Origin of the sequence: Histophilus somni (assembly GCF_014202395.1) — a bacterium.
Lineage (GTDB): Bacteria > Pseudomonadota > Gammaproteobacteria > Enterobacterales > Pasteurellaceae > Histophilus > Histophilus somni.
The window spans coordinates 14629-31608 of record NZ_JACHGQ010000003.1 but is presented as its reverse complement, the minus strand read 5'-3'; the positions used below and the strand labels follow the sequence as shown (position 1 = coordinate 31608).

Below are 16980 nucleotides of genomic sequence, written 5' to 3'. Positions count from 1 at the left end.
AAAACCTTGTTATATCTTGTAAATCCAGTAAAAAACCTGCTTATTGTTGCATATTTTTGACATTTATAAAAAACTTTTTTAGCTGATTATTCATATTCTCTCAAGAAGTAATAACGCATTATGCAAAACAATATTTCAATGCTAATAAAAAAGGGCAACTCACGCTGCCCATCACAAATTCTTTATATTTATTCTTCTCTAAGCGGTACAACTAACATATCAACTTTAATTGAATTCATCACTTGGCGAGTGGAAGACATTAACTTACTCCAAAAATCTTGATGATGACCTGTTACTAATAAATCAACCTGATATTGCTCAACAGCATCAGATAAGACTTGTCCTAAATCACCACTACCACTCAATTTCTCAGAAACAGGATAGGTAGATTGTTCTGATAACTCAATCAAGGCTTGATGTGTTTCAGTTGAAATTCTATCTTGGATTGAAGACATATTAACATCAATTAAACCCGTATAAAGATCTGAAAAATTCACATCAACATGGATAACCGATAATTTAGCACCATATTGTTTTGCTATTTTTGCTGCCTTTTCGAGTAAAAATCCACTTTCATCTGAAAGATCTACAGCCACTAATACGTGTTTATACATAATTGCCTCCTTAGCTTAATGAATTTAACTAACTGTTGGAACTATACTAGCATTGATAAAAATAAAAAAATTTGCACCAGATCACGTTTTAAAAAATTTTTCATTTTTTTGTTCATTCAAGGCTATGATATCCTTATTTCAAATACTATTTATTTCATGAGATTATTTATGAGCTACCACATTCAAGATTTTATTCGTATCATTGCCCAATTACGAGATCCTAATAATGGTTGTCCTTGGGATTTTTTAAAGCAAAATTATCGTTCGATGATCACTTGTTTGTCTTGATACTCTACCTCCGCCCCTGCTAAGGCAGTGCCACAATCCAAATACCACAACACCCACACCTATGGATAGATTTTGGGATACAAAACCTGATAATAACCATCCAGCTTATCATCAGTAAGCTGATGAATGTGAACAATATCAGTATTTTTAAAAATCATTAAAGACAAAACCAACATAATCAAACAAATAATTCCATAAAAATAAACTAAAGCTCCATTATTTAATACCCAAGTCGTTAACAATACGCCAATAGGAATAAATACAATACAGCACGCTAAAAAAACAAATTCAAAACTGGTACGAATATTTTTGGGAGTTGCCGTACAGCGAATATGTGTACTGTTAATATTAAACATCACAACGCCAACCCCAATCGTCATTAAAGAAAAACAAAAAATATAAAAATTATCTGTCACAGAAAACAAAATACCTATCATCACTAAAAAAATACTTAATACCAAACTATGATGACTGCCAAGTTTTTTATTAAACAATTTTAGAAAATAAACACTACCTATTATCATACCGATACCAAAGAAAGCCTCACTAATACCGATATAAAATGCCGATAAATTAAATTTGTTGGATATATTGTAAGGAATAATATATGAAATAATAGGAGTGATAATAAAATTAGCTAATAATGATATACAAACCATCAATTTTTCAATAGGGTTTTTCAATAGTATTTTAAGGGTGTTTTTAGATTTTTTTCCCAAGTTTTCTTGTAATTTTATATTTTTTATAAAATAAAATAAGAAACCACTTAATAAAGATAATAGGATACAAAAAACAATAATCTTCTGTGTATTAAAATAGTGAATAATAAATCCGGAAATAGCAGGGGAAATAATGGTATTAATAGAATTCACAAAACCACGCAATTTAAATCCATTTGATTTATCTTCACCATCATACAAATCATTGGTAAGACTCGTCCCCAATGGATTCAAGAGAATGGTAAAAACAGAACTAACGATAAAAACTATGCCAAAAATAAAATAATTATAAACAAAAAACAATGTCAAAAAAAACAAAAAACAAATAAAGCAAAAAGGCAACAATAACTTTTTACTATAAATAATAAATGTAGACTGGTTGCACACCCAAGAAAATAAAAGCAATGCCAACACCTGACACGCCCAAGAAATACCAATAAAAACGCCTAAATGCTGAGGTTGATGAAAGGTAGTAAGCATAAGCCAAGCAAACAAAAATCCAATAGTTCTTATGCCAGTATTAAGCATAACTTCTGCTAATTGATAACGATAAAAATCATTATGCTTCATCATCTTTCCCTTGTAAATATTTCTTATACACTTCATCAAGCACAACAGCCGCATTCATCGCTCTCGTAAATCCACTAAATATTGCATTTTGTATCAATATTTCTTGGATTTCTTCTTTTGTGATACCAAGCTTATAAGCAGCAAACCCTTGAAACGACAATTGCCTTTCTGAGCCCCCAATGGCAATAAGTGCCGATAGCGTTGCTATATGTCTTTCTTTAATACTCAAAACACCTCTTTGATAAACATTACCGTAAATTGAATCAATAAGCATTTCGACCAAATCTGGTGCTATTGGATATAAATCATCATTTAGTCTTCTTACCGCATTATCATTAAATCTTTGCATCAATTCAATGTTTTTTTTAGATAGCTTATCTGTCAATTTCACTAGACATACTCCTTAATTCTTTATAATAGTTTTCGATGATAACGTTTCCTAAATCTGTTAATTTTCCATTTTTAGAAATAACATCATAACAAACCAAAAATTGTTCTTGATTTTTGTTAAAATAAGAAATCAAATGATTATAAGGATATTGAGTATTTTTTCTCTCAATAATTTGATTAAAAAATCTTGATCTTGCTATCCGATACAAAACAAAAGCTGCATGATATATACCATTCATTGTTCTTAGTCCGGTTCTAAGAGGTGATGGATAACGCTAATCATCTGAATTTAGCACAACTTCATCATGTATCATTACAGACAATAATATCTGATGAGCGGATTCATGTATAATCTTATCCAAGATAAACAAATCATCTTTATCTAAAAAAATATCTTCATTAAAGAAAATACAACCAAGTTTGTCAAAATCACTACCAGAATAAATCATTTCTTGACTATCTTTAAAATTCACACCAAATACATATATATCATCGACTATATTCTCAATTTCCATATAGGTTTCCAAATCAATATCTCTGATAAATTTCATAAGATTATTAATTTTTAACCTATATTCATTAATTAAACTATCCTTGATAGGTGCACAAGAAAACTCATAGGCATCATCATTAATTTTATTAAACTGATTTAGATATAAGTTACCTATATTTCCTACACCAGAAAAATTATTTTTTCTCAGCTATAAAATAAGATAAAATTATTAAAATAAATAAATACATCTTTTATTTCATCAATATCATTTTTAGAAATTGACTTAACAAGATGATTAACAAAGTGAAATAAAATACCTCTCAATATCGAATTGGATTTTATAAAATCTATGCCTTTTATTATATTTTCTTTGAAGTTTACATCCAAGATTTCATCACACACATCCAATAAATAATAAAAAGAATCTACAATCTTTTGGTTATTTGCACTATGCAACGCAATCGCCAAAGACTGGTTTGGATTATAAATATCATTAAAGTTCATTCATTATCCTTAAAATCTAATTAATAAAAAAAGACACTAGATTGCAACCTAGTGTCTTCTCAACTGGAGTTATTTCTTGTCTTAAACACCAATTGTCATAATTGTTTTGCAGTTCGATTGGTTTTTAAGTCCAACAACTTTACTTGGGTCTAATTTCTTTAACATAATACCTTCCCTTATGTGAATAAAATAAAAAATAAAAGTCAGCTCCATAAACCAAATACCTCGTTAATCTATGGCTTTTTTCTTGCAAACTAAAAACATCAAGATGTCAAAATGTTTTTTTAGAAATGAGCATAATTTTTTAATATTTGATTCAAAAAAATGCTTGTCAGTCTTGGTGCACTCATCACATAATAGATGCACTCATCGACCCAATATATTTATCAAATGATAGTTCATCGTCATTTCCTGGGACAGTGTGGCTAAAAATTTAAAAAAATTTTCATTTTTCTGTTCATTCAAGGCTATGATATCCTTATTTCAAATACTATTTATTTCATGAGATTATTTATGAGCTACCACATTCAAGATTTTATTCGTATCATTGCCCAATTACGAGATCCTAATAATGGTTGTCCTTGGGATTTAAAGCAAAATTATCGTTCGATGATCACTTGTTTAATTGAAGAAACTTATGAGGTCATTGAAGCAATAGAGCAAAATAACATGTCTGCTCTGAAAGAAGAATTAGGTGATTTGCTCTTACAAGTTGTATTTTTTAGCCAACTTGCTACGGAAGATCAATATTTTACTTTTGATGACGTAGTACATACCGTTACAGAAAAAATCTTGCGTCGCCACCCACACGTATTCGGAGAACAAAAAGCCAATAATGCAGACGAGGCATTAGAAAATTGGAACAAAGCAAAAGCAAGTGAATATATTCAAAAAGGACATCAATCAATCTTAGATAATATTCCCCATGCTTTTCCAGCATTGAAGCGTGCCGAAAAATTACAAAAACGCTGTGCCAAAATAGGTTTTGACTGGAATAATGTCAATCCTGTGATAGCTAAAGTACAAGAGGAATTAGAAGAAGTTAAACAGGAATATCAAACAAATCCTATCAACCAAACAAAAATTGAAGAAGAAATCGGCGATCTTCTTTTTGCGGTAGTAAATTTAAGTCGTCATCTAAAATGTAATCCTGAAGAAAGCTTGCGTAAAGCCAATAAAAAATTTGAACGCCGTTTTCGTGCTGTCGAGCAAAAATTGCGTGAAGCACACAAAACCTTCGAAAATACCTCTTTAACTGAAATGGATATTTTTTGGGATGAAGTTAAACGAGATGAAATCACACAAACTACGCAAGGAAAATAACATAATGAAACTTGCACGAGTTGCTCTTGCCGTTCCTCTGTTTAGTTTTTTTGATTATCTTATTCCAAATGCCCTTTCAACCGCTGTCGGCTGTCGAGTATTAGTCCCTTTCGGACGACAAAAATTAATTGGTATTGTCACTGAGTTACCTGAAAAAACGGAGATAGATATTTCACAACTCAAACCCATTATCTCCGTTCTTGATCATCATTCTGTTTTTACCCCTGAATTATGGCATCTACTACATTGGGGAGCGGACTATTATCAATTTCCCTTAGGAGAAGTATTAATAAGCAGCTTGCCAAGCAAATTACGCCGTGGTGAAAGTGCGGTAGAAAAATCAACATTTTTCTTTCAACTAACGGAACAGGGGCAACAAGCATTAGACAACAACAAATTAAAAAGAGCAAAAAAACAGCTTGAGGCTCTACATTATCTACAAAACAATATCACAGAAAAAAATAACAATCCTTTTCATAACCAAGTTTGGAGCACCTTAAAAAGTAAGGGATATATATCTGAACAAGAAATACATAAAACAAGTATCTCTTGGCAACAAAAATTAAATCATCAATCTATTGTAAAAACTAACGATCGCCTTCCCCTTAACCAAGAGCAAGCTCTTGCACTCAGCCAATTAACCTTTCAATCCGGATTTATCTGTTGGTTATTAGAAGGCGTAACCGGTTCAGGAAAAACAGAAATCTATCTTCAATTTATTGAGGAAATTTTACAACAAGAGAAACAAATTTTAGTACTGGTATCGGAAATTGGTCTCACGCCACAAACAGTACAACGCTTTCAAGCGAGATTTAATATTGAAATTGATGTGTTACATTCAAATTTAAATGATAACCAACGTTTGAAAGTATGGCAACGTTCTAAAAATGGCGAAAGTGCGGTCATCATCGGCACGAGATCAGCACTATTTACTCCCTTTAAACAACTGGGGCTAATTATCGTTGATGAAGAACATGATCTTTCATTTAAACAACAAGATAACTGGCGTTATCATGCTCGTGATCTTGCAGTAGTTTACGCTAAACAATTGGATATTCCTATCGTGTTAGGATCTGCAACGCCAAGTTTGGAAAGCATCAATAATGTACGACAAGGCAAATATCGTCACATCACACTCAAAAAAAGAGCAAGAAATACTACCGCACTTCGTCATTCGGTTATCGACCTAAAGCGACAAATAGTACATAACGGTTTATCTGAAACCTTGTTGACAATGATGAAAAATCACTTAAAAAAGGGAAATCAGGTTTTATTGTTCTTAAACCGCCGTGGTTTCGCACCTGTTCTACTTTGTCATGAATGTGGCTGGATTGTAGAATGCCAACATTGTGAAAAGCCTTATACTTATCATCAACATCAGCGAGTTCTACGTTGCCACCATTGCGGAACACAAAAGCCTATTCCAATGCAATGTGTAAATTGCGGCTCGACACATTTAGTGACGACAGGTTTAGGAACAGAACAATTGGAAGGAAGTTTAAACCAACGTTTTCCAAACTATAAGATTACCCGTATTGACAGAGATAGTACCGCTCGCAAAGGAAAATTGGAACAATATCTACGGGATATTCAATTAGGCAAAAGCCAAATTTTAATTGGTACACAAATGCTAGCCAAGGGGCATCATTTCCCCAATGTAACTTTAGTGGCACTGTTAAACGTGGATAGTGCACTTTTTTCTACTGATTTTCGGGCAGAAGAACGTTTAGCCCAACTTTATGTTCAAGTTGCAGGACGAGCCGGACGAGAAGAAAAACAAGGAGAGGTCGTCTTGCAAACCCACTATCCGGAACATCCTTTATTGGTTAGTTTATTAAGTCAAGGTTATCCTTACTTTGCCCAACAAGCCCTCACTTTGCGTAACCAAATGGGGTTACCGCCTTTCAGTGCTCAAGCACTGTTTAAAGCCCAAAGTCGCCACTCACAAAAAGCTGAGGAAGTGTTACACCAAATTGCCGCCTATTTTCATAATACCTCAAGCAAAAACTTGCAAATCTTGGGGCCTATCCAAGCACCTTTTAGCAAAAAAGCGGGGCAATATCGCTGGCACCTTTTATTACAACATAAATCCAAAGCAGAATTACAACAAATTTTACACTCTTTTCAGCAAGAAAATTTTTTAAGATTACAACAAGTGCGGTTAGTTTTAGATATAGATCCGCTGGATTTGAGCTAGTACTAGATTAGTTATAGTTTTTTGAGTAGAATTGCCATTTTTATTACTTACTCGTTATTCAGGATTTTATTGTGGCAAAAGATTACGGAACAGGTGTGAAGTCTAAAAAGAAAAAACAGACAAAAGGAAAGCATAAAATCTTCTTAATTACCTTGATTCTTTTGATCATTATTGGCTTTGTGGCTGGGTTGTATTTTTTGAAAACCAAAACGAAGAATACAACTATACAGGTACCCGTAAAATCTGAAAAATCCAAAAGCGTCCTCCCTACCCCACCGGAAGAAGTATGGAGTTACATTAAAGCCCTAGAAACAAGAACAGTTCCTGTTGATAATAATCAATCGTTAAATAACGATATTCGTTTAAGCGAAGAGCAAAAGAAAATTTTGCTGGAAATGGAAAAAGAGCAAAAAGCGGCTGAACAGGCAAGAATTAAAGAAGATAAAGGACGTGAGAAAATAGATATTGTGTCCGCAAAGCCGGTACAAACAGCACAGTCTATACAAAACAACCCTACTGTAAATTCGCCAGAAAAGAAATTTGGCTTGCAATGTGGAGCTTTTAAAAATCGTGCTCAAGCAGAAAACATGCAAGCACGTTTATCTATTGCCGGTTTCGATGCTAAAATTAAACGTAGTGAAAACTGGAACAGAGTTGTCATTGGTCCCATTGGAGATCATAACACAACAAAAACAACTTTAGAAAAAGTCAACTCCATTGGAAATTGTGTGATTATTGGCATGTGATTACTTAATCCTCGCAAGAACAAAACTATCTTAAATCTAATTTTCGTCTAATTATACGCAATAATAAAAATAACCAAGGCCATAATATCCCACTTGTGATAGCTCCAAAAATCGCTTGCCAATTAAAATGTACACCATTTAAAAAGAATTCGATCAAAAAAATTGAAAAACGAATAGCGATAACAAATAAAATAGTGAGAATACCTTGGAACCATAAAGATAAATTTCTTAAAACCAAATGATTAATTGCAATCAAATATGCAAAGACAGATAAAACCAAAGCATGCACACCTAATATCGAGCCCAAAATTAGATCCCAAATAATACCTAATATAAATGCGGTACCAATACTGATTTTATTCGGAATCGCTAAAATCCAATAAAGCAAAACCAACACTAGCCAAGAGGGTTTGAAACTCTGAAAAGTTACTGGCCAAGGCATAAGTTCAAGAGCAAAAGTAAAAATAAACAAACCGCTAATCACTAAAATTTGTAACAAAAATTTTACTTTCATTAATTTTCATCCCCCTGCTCTTTTTGTAGAAACTCTTGCTCAGGTAAATTTTCCGGTAAGGTTTCTAATATATCTACTGAATACTCATCTGCATTATTATTGGATGGAAAAAATTCCTCCTGTACCGGAGTCTTTTTCACCTTATATGTAGAAGAATTATGCTGCATTTCTAGACGTTGTTGCACTGCTTTACGAACATCTTCAGGTGTCAGAGATTGTGCTTTACGCATATCTTCATGCGTTGGCCAAAGTAGTAAAATATAGCGTAAACGTTCTATAGAAGCCAAAGGTTTAGCTGTAATAGTGGCAAAGTAATTTTTACTATCACGAGAAATATTTTCCACAATTGCGACAGGATAACCTTCTAAAAAACGCCCCCCAAGTCCAGACGTAACAAGTAAATCACCTTTTACAATATCGACCGATCTCGGCACATTCTCTAAAGTCAATTCATCACTTCGCCCTGTTCCACTGGCAATTACACGTACATCATTGCGTAAAACTTGAACAGGTAAAGAATGCATGACATCAGTTAATAATAATACTCGACTAGTATTTTCCCCCACTGAAATAATCTGACCAACCACACCTTTTTCATCAATAACAGGCTGTCCAACATAAGCACCGTCTTTCGCACCTTGATTGATAATAACTTGTTGGCGATAAACATCCGTTTCAGCGGTTAAAATTTCACCAATTTTTTTATATTCATCTGTTCTTAATGGCGAATTTAACAATAAACGTAAACGCTGATTTTCAACTTTTAAGTGATCCAACAAGAGCAAATCAGCATTTTTTTCTCGTAATTGTTCACGTAATACTTTATTTTCGATTTGCAATTTATTTGTATCGATCAAATTTTCCGATACACCATCCAGTATAACACGTGGCGTATTGGCTAAATAATATAAACTTCCTACCGCAGTTTCCATAAAACCACGAAGATTAATCATTGCACTAGTTTTGCCATCAAACAGAATTAAAGTGATAGAAACTACCACGGCTAAAATAAGCCGAATACCTAAAGGAGGTGATTTACTGAAAATAGGTTTCATAAAGATTGATTTATCACAACAGATTAAATAGTTAAGACAAAAAGTGCGGTAAAATCTACCGCACTTTTCATGTTGTTAAAACTAAATTTCATCACTGAAAATATCGCCGCCGTGCATATCAATCATATCTAAAGCCTCACCACCACCTCTAGCGACACAAGTTAATGGATCATCTGCAACAATTACCGGAACACCGGTTTCTTTTGAAAGCAATACATCAATATTACGCAATAAAGCTCCACCACCCGTCAATACAATACCACGCTCAAAAATATCTGCCGCATGTTCCGGTTGGCATTCCTCTAACGCTGTACGTACAGCGGTCACAATGCCATTTAAAGGTTGTTGTAATGCTTCTAAAACATCTTTTGAAGTTAAGCTAAATGTGCGTGGGGCTCCCTCTGCTAAATTATGCCCATGAACCTCCATTTCTTTCACTTCATCATCATTTTGAATATAAGCAATACCTATTTCCTGTTTAATACGTTCTGCTGTTGGTTCTCCAATAATTGAACCAAAAGTGCGGCGAACATAAGCGATAATAGCTTCATCAAAGCGATCACCACCAATACGCACAGAAGAAGAATAAACAATACCATTTAAAGAAATCACTGCAACTTCTGTTGTACCACCACCAATATCAATAACCATCGATCCTGTTGCCGTTGAAACGGGTAATTTCGCACCAATAGCTGCTGCCATTGGCTCCTCAATTAAGTAAACCTCTCTCGCTCCCGCACCAATTGCTGACTCACGAATAGCTCTACGTTCGACTTGTGTTGCTCCAGCAGGAACACAAACCAACACTCGAGGACTCGGTCGCATAAAATTGCCACTGTGAACTTGTTTGATAAAGTATTGCAACATTTTTTCTGTGACAAAAAAATCAGCAATGACACCATCTTTCATTGGACGAATAGCTTCAATACTTTTTGGCGTACGACCCAACATTAATTTAGCCTCTTTTCCGACCGCCGCAATACTTTTAAGTGAACCTGCTCTATCCTTGCGAATTGCAACAACTGAAGGCTCATCCAAAACAATACCTTGACCTTTTACATAAATTAACGTATTTGCCGTACCAAGATCGATTGAGAGATCATTGGAAAATAAACCACGAATTTTTTTGAATAACATAAGAAGTCCGCTAATAAATTGTATAAAAACGCTCTACCGAGCTTAACGAAAAAATTGTGCTAAATTTAGCAAAAAAACACCCTTTGTAACAGAACTTTTTTATAAAAAGCAAAGAAAAAACCGCACTTTATTAAAATCGAATCCATGAAGTACGGTTTCTAATTTATGATGTTATTTTTTAGCCAACATAGTTTTTAAAAATCTCGCCGTATGAGATCCTTCAACTAGGCAAACCTCTTCCGGCGTGCCGGTAGCAATAATTTGTCCTCCGCCATTTCCCCCTTCCGGTCCTAAATCAACGATCCAGTCAGCGGTTTTTATTACATCGAGATTATGTTCAATTACCACTATGGTATTTCCCTTATCACGTAAACAATGTAAGACGGTCAGGAGTTGTTTAATATCGGCAAAATGTAATCCTGTAGTCGGTTCATCTAAAATGTATAACGTCTTCCCTGTATCTCGTTTAGAAAGCTCTGTTGCTAATTTAACTCTTTGTGCTTCTCCTCCAGACAAGGTTGTTGAAGATTGACCTAAGCGAATATAAGATAAACCAACGTCAATCAACGTTTGTAATTTACGAGCTACCATTGGAATAGCATCAAAAAACACTCGTGCTTCTTCTACTGTCATATCAAGCACTTGATGGATAGTTTTGCCTTTGTAACGAATTTCCAAGGTTTCTCGATTATAACGCTTGCCTTTACATTGATCACAAGGCACATAAACATCAGGTAAAAAGTGCATTTCAACCTTGATAACACCATCACCTTGACAGGCTTCACAACGTCCGCCACGCACATTAAAACTGAATCTCCCCGGATTATAACCTCTCGCTCGAGCCTCCGGCACGCCGGAAAATAATTCACGAATTGGCGTAAATAGTCCTGTATAAGTCGCTGGATTAGAACGAGGCGTTCTACCTATCGGACTTTGATCTATATCGATCACTTTGTCAAAAAACTCAAGTCCCTCAATTGATTGATAAGGTGCAAACTGGGAATTTTCCGCACGATTTAACGCATTTTGAGCCAATGGAAATAAAGTATCATTGATTAAGGTAGATTTTCCCGAACCGGATACACCTGTTACACAGGTAAATAAACCAACGGGAATATCCAAATTCACCTGTTTCAGGTTATTACCGCTTGCTCCTTTTAATCTAAGCATTTTTTGCTTATCAACTGCGGTTCGTTTCAGCGGAATTTCAATTTTTTCCTTACCTGACAAGAATTTACCTGTTAAAGAATTTGGATTAGCCATAATTTCTTGTGCATTACCTTGTGCAACAACATTTCCTCCATGCACACCGGCTCCGGGACCAATATCAATAATATGATCAGCTGCCATGATAGCATCTTCATCATGTTCAACCACAATCACTGTGTTGCCTAGATTACGCAAATGCAACAAAGTATTTAATAAACGCTCATTATCTCGTTGGTGTAAACCGATTGAGGGTTCATCAAGTACATACATTACTCCAACTAGTCCTGCACCAATTTGACTTGCCAAACGAATACGCTGTGCTTCTCCACCGGATAAAGTTTCCGCTGAACGAGATAAAGATAAATAACTCAGCCCCACATTCACTAAAAATTGTAACCGCTCTTTAATCTCTTTCAGAATTTTGTCTGCAATTTGCCCACGTTGTCCCGTCAATGTCAGGTTATCAATAAAATTGAGTGCTTCTCCGATACTTTTCTCCGATACATCAGGTAAATTAGCTTCACCGATATAAACATGGCGAGCTTCCGAACGTAATCTCGAACCACAACAATCTACACAAGGTCGACTACTAATATTTTTGGACAATTCCTCTCGTACAGACATAGATTCGGTTTCTTTATAACGGCGAGCCATATTATTGAGAATCCCCTCAAAACTATGACGGCGAAGAACAACATCACCACGATCGTTCATATATTGAAATTCAATTTCCTCGTTACCTGAACCGTTTAAGATAATTTGCTGAATTTTTTTCGGTAACTTTTCAAAAGGTAGTTCAATATCAAAATCATAGTGCTTAGCTAAAGACATCAACATTTGGTAATAATAAAAATTACGCCGATCCCACCCTTTTATCGCTCCACCGGCTAAAGAAATCGATGCGTTTTGTACAACACGTTTTTCATCAAAATATTGTTGCACGCCTAAACCGTCACAAGTAGAACAAGCACCGGCAGGATTATTAAAAGAAAACAACCTCGGCTCTAATTCAGGGATAGAATAACCACAATGAGGGCAAGCAAAATTAGCGGAAAAAATCAATTCTTCCACTTGCGAATTCTCCATATCCGCAACGATTGCTGTCCCACCGGACAACTCTAACGCTGTTTCAAAAGATTCAGCCAAACGAGTAGCCAAATCAGACCGCACTTTAAAGCGATCAACCACCACTTCAATTGTATGTTTTTTCTGTAATTCTAATTTAGGCGGATCCGATAAATCGCAAATTTCACCATCAATCCTTGCCCGAATATAGCCTTGTGCGGCAATATTTTCTAAAATTTTGATATGCTCGCCTTTACGATTTTTGACCACCGGTGCAAGTAACATCATCTTACTTTCTTCCGGCAAACTCAGTACTTTATCAACCATTTGGCTAATAGTTTGCACGCTTAATGTAACATGATGTTCTGGGCATCTCGGCTCACCTACTCGAGCAAACAATAAACGCAAATAATCATGAATTTCAGTAATCGTTCCCACTGTTGAGCGAGGATTATGAGAAGTGGATTTTTGTTCAATAGAAATAGCCGGAGATAATCCTTCAATATGATCAACATCGGGTTTTTCCATTAAAGATAAAAATTGGCGAGCGTAGGCAGACAATGACTCTACATAACGGCGTTGCCCCTCTGCATATAACGTATCAAAAGCCAAAGAAGACTTTCCTGAACCAGACAGCCCCGTAATTACAACAAGTTTGTTACGAGGAATTGTTAAACTTATATTTTTTAGATTGTGAGTTCTTGCCCCACGAATATCAATTTTTTCCATAATACACCAACAATAAATTGACAATAATAGCAAGCCAATCAAGTAAATTTTGCGATCATTATCTCACATTCCTAAACAACTGTGCAAATATCCAGTTTAGTTCATTTTAAGCATAGCTTTTTTTTTTAATTTAAGGCAAAATAACCGCACTTTTTAACTGAAGCAAATTAGAGGACTTATGGCTGGAGTAAATAAAGTAATCATTGTTGGAAATCTTGGTAACGCTCCTGAAATTCGCACCATGCCAAACGGTGATGCTGTTGCGAATATCAGTGTTGCAACAAGTGAAAGTTGGATTGATAAAAATACCAATGAACGCCGTGAAATTACAGAATGGCATCGCATCGTGTTTTATCGTCGTCAAGCAGAAGTGGCTGGAGAATATTTACGCAAAGGCTCAAAAGTTTATGTAGAAGGACGTTTAAGAACACGCAAATGGCAAGATCAAAATGGTCAAGATCGTTATACCACTGAAATTCAGGGCGATGTATTGCAAATGCTGGATAGTCGTTCAGATCGTGGACAAATGGGAGGATACGAACCTCAACAGCAACCAACCTACCAATCACATTCTCAACCTAAACCGAGCATTGCATCTCCATCACCTGTTGATGCTCCACTTGATGATGACATTCCATTTTAAATTGTGCATTTCTTAATAAAATCCGTAAAAATAAAAGGACCAAATTTTAACAATTTAGTCCTTTTTTAGGCTCAAAGTGCGGTTTTTTATAAACTTGGGCGAACGCCTAAAGTATGGCAAATAGCATAACTTAACTCACTGCGATTGAGTGTATAGAAATGGAAATCTTTTACCCCCTCACAAGATAAAACCTTCACCATATCCATCGCAATACTTGCCGCAACTAAATTTCTTGTAGTTTGGTCATCATCTAACCCCTCATACATTTTCGCCATCCAACTTGGAATTTTGACATTTGTTATCGCAGCCATTTTTTGTAATTGTTTAAAATTCGTTACCGGTAAAATGCCTGGCACAATTTCTGCATCAATCCCTATTGAAGCACAACGATCACGAAAACGTAAGTAACTATCAACATCAAAAAAGAATTGAGTGATGACATGATTTGCTCCTGCATCTATTTTTCGCTTTAAATTAATTAAATCCGCTTGAGCAGATTTTGCTTCGGGATGCACTTCAGGATAAGCAGCCACTGAAATATCAAAGTCAGCTACCGAACGTAATAACTCAACTAAATCGGAGGCATAAAAAGGTTTCTTAATATAACCTTTAGGTTCGTCACCCCGTAAAGCAACAATTCGACGAATACCCCCATCCCAATAATCCTTAGCAATAGCCTTTAATTCTTCCGGAGTAGCATCAATACCGGTTAAATGCGGTGCCGCATCTAAACCGGTTTCTTGTTTAATACGCTTAACAACAGTATGAGTACGATCCCGCTCACCGGAATTTGCTCCATAGGTTACTGATACAAATTTCGGCTTAAGGACTTTTAAACGATGAATAGAGTCCCACAAAAGAGTTTCCATTTTTTCATTTTTAGGTGGAAAAAACTCAAAAGAAACATTAATTTTCCCATTAATATCAACCATATGCTGATTTAATGTATCTAATTCTTTGGTATAACTCATATTCATTTACTCCATAATAAATTTATCTTTAAATCGGTTAAAATCATCATAAAGAGAAAGAAAATATGTGTCAATTTCAGAAAAATTATACTTTTCATGAATTAAATTCATATTAATTTAATTAAATAAAATTTAAATTTGCAAAGGAAAAAACGATAGTTTTCTCTATTGCCTTTGGTAACTGTTTTTATGAAATTTTTTTGTAAAAAGGTAATTTATAATACTGTCTTCTTCCATTTTCTGACTTTTGTTCTAAAAGTCCCAAAAGGTGCAACCGTATTGACATGAATAAACTTATACACTTCCCAAGTCGCTGTTTTAGTCGCTTCATCAGCCCACTTTCTCATATGCGGTTCAAATAATTCTTCCTCACTCAACGAATCAATCATTGCATAGATAGAATTAATATTTTCATTTAATTTTGCTTTTAACTCTTGCAAGGATAAATGAGCATAAGTATCCGTGAACCACTGATATAATTGACCAAGTTGATTCCACTTAAATTCATCCGATGGTGTTTTTACTTGAAGCCCCTTTCTTTCATCTTTTTCCCATTTAAGAACCAAACTTGTCCATCCCACTTGATAAGCAAGATTTTCAGCTGGAGTTCTATCAACTTTATCAACTCTCTTATCTTTTAAGGTTTCTGGAATATTATCAAATTCTAAAATATACTTCTTAAATGCTTTATTTATTTCAGTTTTGAGTTCTTCTTTATTTTTGTATACTCTCAAAAAACCACCTCCATAATTTCTAATTGTCATAGCCCTTATAGGCTAACCAATCTTGCTGAAGTGCGGTAAGTTTTTTGTGATTTTCCAACCAATCACGTTGAGCGCGTAAGGTTTGCCAATCAATCCGTTGTTTTTTGAATAATTTATTCAATCTAGTTTGGCGTATTATTCGTTTATTTTGACTTTCCTGTGGTTTAAAACGATCTAAAACTTGCACCACTGCTTCAGGCTCGTTACATAACAACAATAAATCACAACCCGCCTGAAGAGATTGCGTACAACGAGCAACAAAATCCCCCATAAAACCGGCACCTTTCATACCCAAATCATCAGAAAAAATCGCTCCTTGGAATCCCAATTGTTGACGTAAAACCTCCTTTAGCCAATAAGACGATCCACTTGCCGGTTGATTATCACATTGAGTGTAGATAACATGTGCCGGCATCACTGCATCTAACAACCCTTGTTTAATCAAAGACTGAAACGGTCGAATATCTTGTGCAAAAATTAATTCTTTTGCTCGATCATCATAAGGTGTTTCCAAATGAGAATCGGCTAACACATGTCCATGACCGGGAAAATGCTTACCCGTTGCCGACATTCCGATTTGTCTCATACCTTGAATAAATTTCTCAGCAAGTTCAATCAGTTTCTTTTCCTCATAATGAAAACTGCGGTCGCCAATTGCCTTACATTGATGCCCAAGATCCAAAACAGGTGCAAAGCTAAGATCGATATCAAGTGCGGTCATTTCCGCCGCCATTTGCCAACCAGCTCGCCAAGCCATTTCCTGTTGCTCTTGAGGGTCAGAAAGTAAACAGGCAAAGGACTGCATTGCCGGTAATTGCGTAAAACCCTGACGAAAACGCTGTACTCGCCCACCCTCTTGATCAACAGTAATTAATAAAGGCTTTTTAACCTTTTGACGCACCGATCTAATGAGATGTCGGATTTGCTCAATATCATAAAAATTGCGGCTAAATAAAATTAATCCTGCGACTAGAGGATGTTCAAGTAATTCGATTTCTTCTTGACGTAACTCTTGACCCGATAAATCTATTAATAATATCGACATTTTG

General features: G+C 35.1%; 16 protein-coding genes and 1 pseudogene. 5 read left to right on the top strand and 12 right to left on the bottom strand.

Going from position 1 to position 16980, the window contains the following annotated elements; genetic code table 11:
• Positions 1 to 188: 188 nt before the first annotated feature.
• Positions 189 to 614: a universal stress protein UspA gene (gene uspA / locus HNR69_RS02440; RefSeq protein WP_011609276.1), complete on the bottom strand. Its 426-nt coding sequence runs from the start codon at positions 612 to 614 to the stop codon at positions 189 to 191.
• 168 nt (positions 615 to 782) lie between these two features.
• Here uspA and HNR69_RS02435 point away from each other — a divergent pair.
• Positions 783 to 899: pseudogene (locus HNR69_RS02435) on the top strand (nucleoside triphosphate pyrophosphohydrolase); the annotation flags it as partial.
• A 62-nt stretch (positions 900 to 961) separates the two neighbouring features.
• Here the strand turns inward: HNR69_RS02435 and HNR69_RS02430 are convergent.
• The 4 genes from HNR69_RS02430 to HNR69_RS09490 all read right to left on the bottom strand — a co-directional run bounded on the left by HNR69_RS02430 (position 962) and on the right by HNR69_RS09490 (position 3578).
• On the bottom strand, positions 962 to 2191 hold the full coding sequence (locus HNR69_RS02430; protein WP_075293723.1) for an MFS transporter: 1230 nt from the start codon (positions 2189 to 2191) through the stop codon (positions 962 to 964).
• On the bottom strand, positions 2181 to 2582 hold the full coding sequence (locus HNR69_RS02425) for a carboxymuconolactone decarboxylase family protein (protein ID WP_075293722.1): 402 nt from the start codon (positions 2580 to 2582) through the stop codon (positions 2181 to 2183). The genes HNR69_RS02430 and HNR69_RS02425 overlap by 11 nt, the downstream gene beginning before the upstream one ends.
• Positions 2583 to 2856: 274 nt before the next feature.
• Positions 2857 to 3096, bottom strand: a complete 240-nt coding sequence (locus HNR69_RS09495; RefSeq protein ID WP_198351451.1) for a hypothetical protein — start codon at positions 3094 to 3096, stop codon at positions 2857 to 2859.
• Positions 3097 to 3278: 182 nt separating this feature from the next.
• A complete protein-coding gene (locus HNR69_RS09490; protein ID WP_198351452.1) occupies positions 3279 to 3578 on the bottom strand; it encodes a hypothetical protein in 300 nt (99 codons plus the stop codon).
• 513 nt (positions 3579 to 4091) lie between these two features.
• Here HNR69_RS09490 and mazG point away from each other — a divergent pair.
• The 3 genes from mazG (at position 4092) to HNR69_RS02405 (ending at position 7844) form a co-directional block, all read left to right on the top strand.
• A complete protein-coding gene (gene mazG / locus HNR69_RS02415; RefSeq protein WP_075293721.1) occupies positions 4092 to 4901 on the top strand; it encodes a nucleoside triphosphate pyrophosphohydrolase in 810 nt (269 codons plus the stop codon).
• A gap of 4 nt (positions 4902 to 4905) precedes the next feature.
• Complete coding sequence (priA, locus tag HNR69_RS02410; protein ID WP_075293720.1) at positions 4906 to 7098, top strand: primosomal protein N'; 2193 nt, start codon at positions 4906 to 4908, stop codon at positions 7096 to 7098.
• Positions 7099 to 7169: 71 nt separating this feature from the next.
• The gene (locus HNR69_RS02405; RefSeq protein WP_136122235.1) at positions 7170 to 7844 is read left to right on the top strand and encodes an SPOR domain-containing protein; all 675 of its coding nucleotides are present in this window, start codon (positions 7170 to 7172) and stop codon (positions 7842 to 7844) included.
• Positions 7845 to 7869: 25 nt separating this feature from the next.
• On the opposite strand, the gene mreD is transcribed toward HNR69_RS02405, so the two are convergent.
• From mreD to uvrA, 4 genes are all read right to left on the bottom strand, one after another.
• Complete coding sequence (mreD, locus tag HNR69_RS02400) at positions 7870 to 8358, bottom strand: rod shape-determining protein MreD (RefSeq protein WP_011609280.1); 489 nt, start codon at positions 8356 to 8358, stop codon at positions 7870 to 7872.
• Entirely contained in the window at positions 8358 to 9413 is a 1056-nt protein-coding gene (gene mreC / locus HNR69_RS02395) for a rod shape-determining protein MreC (RefSeq protein ID WP_132995417.1), read from the bottom strand. The genes mreD and mreC overlap by 1 nt, the downstream gene beginning before the upstream one ends.
• An 81-nt stretch (positions 9414 to 9494) precedes the next feature.
• Positions 9495 to 10550, bottom strand: coding sequence for a rod shape-determining protein (locus HNR69_RS02390; RefSeq protein WP_011609282.1), 1056 nt, complete (start codon positions 10548 to 10550; stop codon positions 9495 to 9497).
• Between the two features lie 171 nt (positions 10551 to 10721).
• A complete protein-coding gene (uvrA, locus tag HNR69_RS02385) occupies positions 10722 to 13553 on the bottom strand; it encodes an excinuclease ABC subunit UvrA (protein WP_075293717.1) in 2832 nt (943 codons plus the stop codon).
• A 178-nt stretch (positions 13554 to 13731) separates the two neighbouring features.
• Here uvrA and HNR69_RS02380 point away from each other — a divergent pair, with 178 nt between their 5' ends.
• Positions 13732 to 14196 carry a single-stranded DNA-binding protein gene (locus HNR69_RS02380; protein WP_011609284.1) on the top strand — a complete coding sequence of 155 codons (465 nt, stop codon included), beginning with the start codon at positions 13732 to 13734 and terminating at the stop codon, positions 14194 to 14196.
• 86 nt (positions 14197 to 14282) lie between these two features.
• On the opposite strand, the gene metF is transcribed toward HNR69_RS02380, so the two are convergent.
• The 3 genes from metF to nagZ form a co-directional block, all read right to left on the bottom strand.
• Positions 14283 to 15167, bottom strand: a complete 885-nt coding sequence (gene metF, locus HNR69_RS02375) for a methylenetetrahydrofolate reductase (protein ID WP_075293716.1) — start codon at positions 15165 to 15167, stop codon at positions 14283 to 14285.
• Between the two features lie 215 nt (positions 15168 to 15382).
• Positions 15383 to 15931, bottom strand: a complete 549-nt coding sequence (locus HNR69_RS02370) for a ClbS/DfsB family four-helix bundle protein (protein WP_425591135.1) — start codon at positions 15929 to 15931, stop codon at positions 15383 to 15385.
• Complete coding sequence (nagZ, locus tag HNR69_RS02365; RefSeq protein WP_075293715.1) at positions 15921 to 16976, bottom strand: beta-N-acetylhexosaminidase; 1056 nt, start codon at positions 16974 to 16976, stop codon at positions 15921 to 15923. The genes HNR69_RS02370 and nagZ overlap by 11 nt, the downstream gene beginning before the upstream one ends.
• Positions 16977 to 16980: the final 4 nt, after the last annotated feature.

Excerpts from the sequence above, each read along its gene's own strand:
- HNR69_RS09495 (WP_198351451.1), bottom strand. The coding sequence starts at position 3,096 with ATGGAAATTGAGAATATAGTCGATGATATATATGTATTTGGTGTGAAT.
- HNR69_RS02370 (WP_425591135.1), bottom strand. The coding sequence starts at position 15,931 with ATGACAATTAGAAATTATGGAGGTGGTTTTTTGAGAGTATACAAAAAT.
- HNR69_RS02390 (WP_011609282.1), bottom strand. The coding sequence starts at position 10,550 with ATGTTATTCAAAAAAATTCGTGGTTTATTTTCCAATGATCTCTCAATC.
- HNR69_RS02380 (WP_011609284.1), top strand. The coding sequence starts at position 13,732 with ATGGCTGGAGTAAATAAAGTAATCATTGTTGGAAATCTTGGTAACGCT.
- HNR69_RS09490 (WP_198351452.1), bottom strand. The coding sequence starts at position 3,578 with ATGAACTTTAATGATATTTATAATCCAAACCAGTCTTTGGCGATTGCG.
- mazG (WP_075293721.1), top strand. The coding sequence starts at position 4,092 with ATGAGCTACCACATTCAAGATTTTATTCGTATCATTGCCCAATTACGA.
- metF (WP_075293716.1), bottom strand. The coding sequence starts at position 15,167 with ATGAGTTATACCAAAGAATTAGATACATTAAATCAGCATATGGTTGAT.
- HNR69_RS02430 (WP_075293723.1), bottom strand. The coding sequence starts at position 2,191 with ATGAAGCATAATGATTTTTATCGTTATCAATTAGCAGAAGTTATGCTT.
- uvrA (WP_075293717.1), bottom strand. The coding sequence starts at position 13,553 with ATGGAAAAAATTGATATTCGTGGGGCAAGAACTCACAATCTAAAAAAT.
- uspA (WP_011609276.1), bottom strand. The coding sequence starts at position 614 with ATGTATAAACACGTATTAGTGGCTGTAGATCTTTCAGATGAAAGTGGA.
- mreC (WP_132995417.1), bottom strand. The coding sequence starts at position 9,413 with ATGAAACCTATTTTCAGTAAATCACCTCCTTTAGGTATTCGGCTTATT.
- nagZ (WP_075293715.1), bottom strand. The coding sequence starts at position 16,976 with ATGTCGATATTATTAATAGATTTATCGGGTCAAGAGTTACGTCAAGAA.
- priA (WP_075293720.1), top strand. The coding sequence starts at position 4,906 with ATGAAACTTGCACGAGTTGCTCTTGCCGTTCCTCTGTTTAGTTTTTTT.
- mreD (WP_011609280.1), bottom strand. The coding sequence starts at position 8,358 with ATGAAAGTAAAATTTTTGTTACAAATTTTAGTGATTAGCGGTTTGTTT.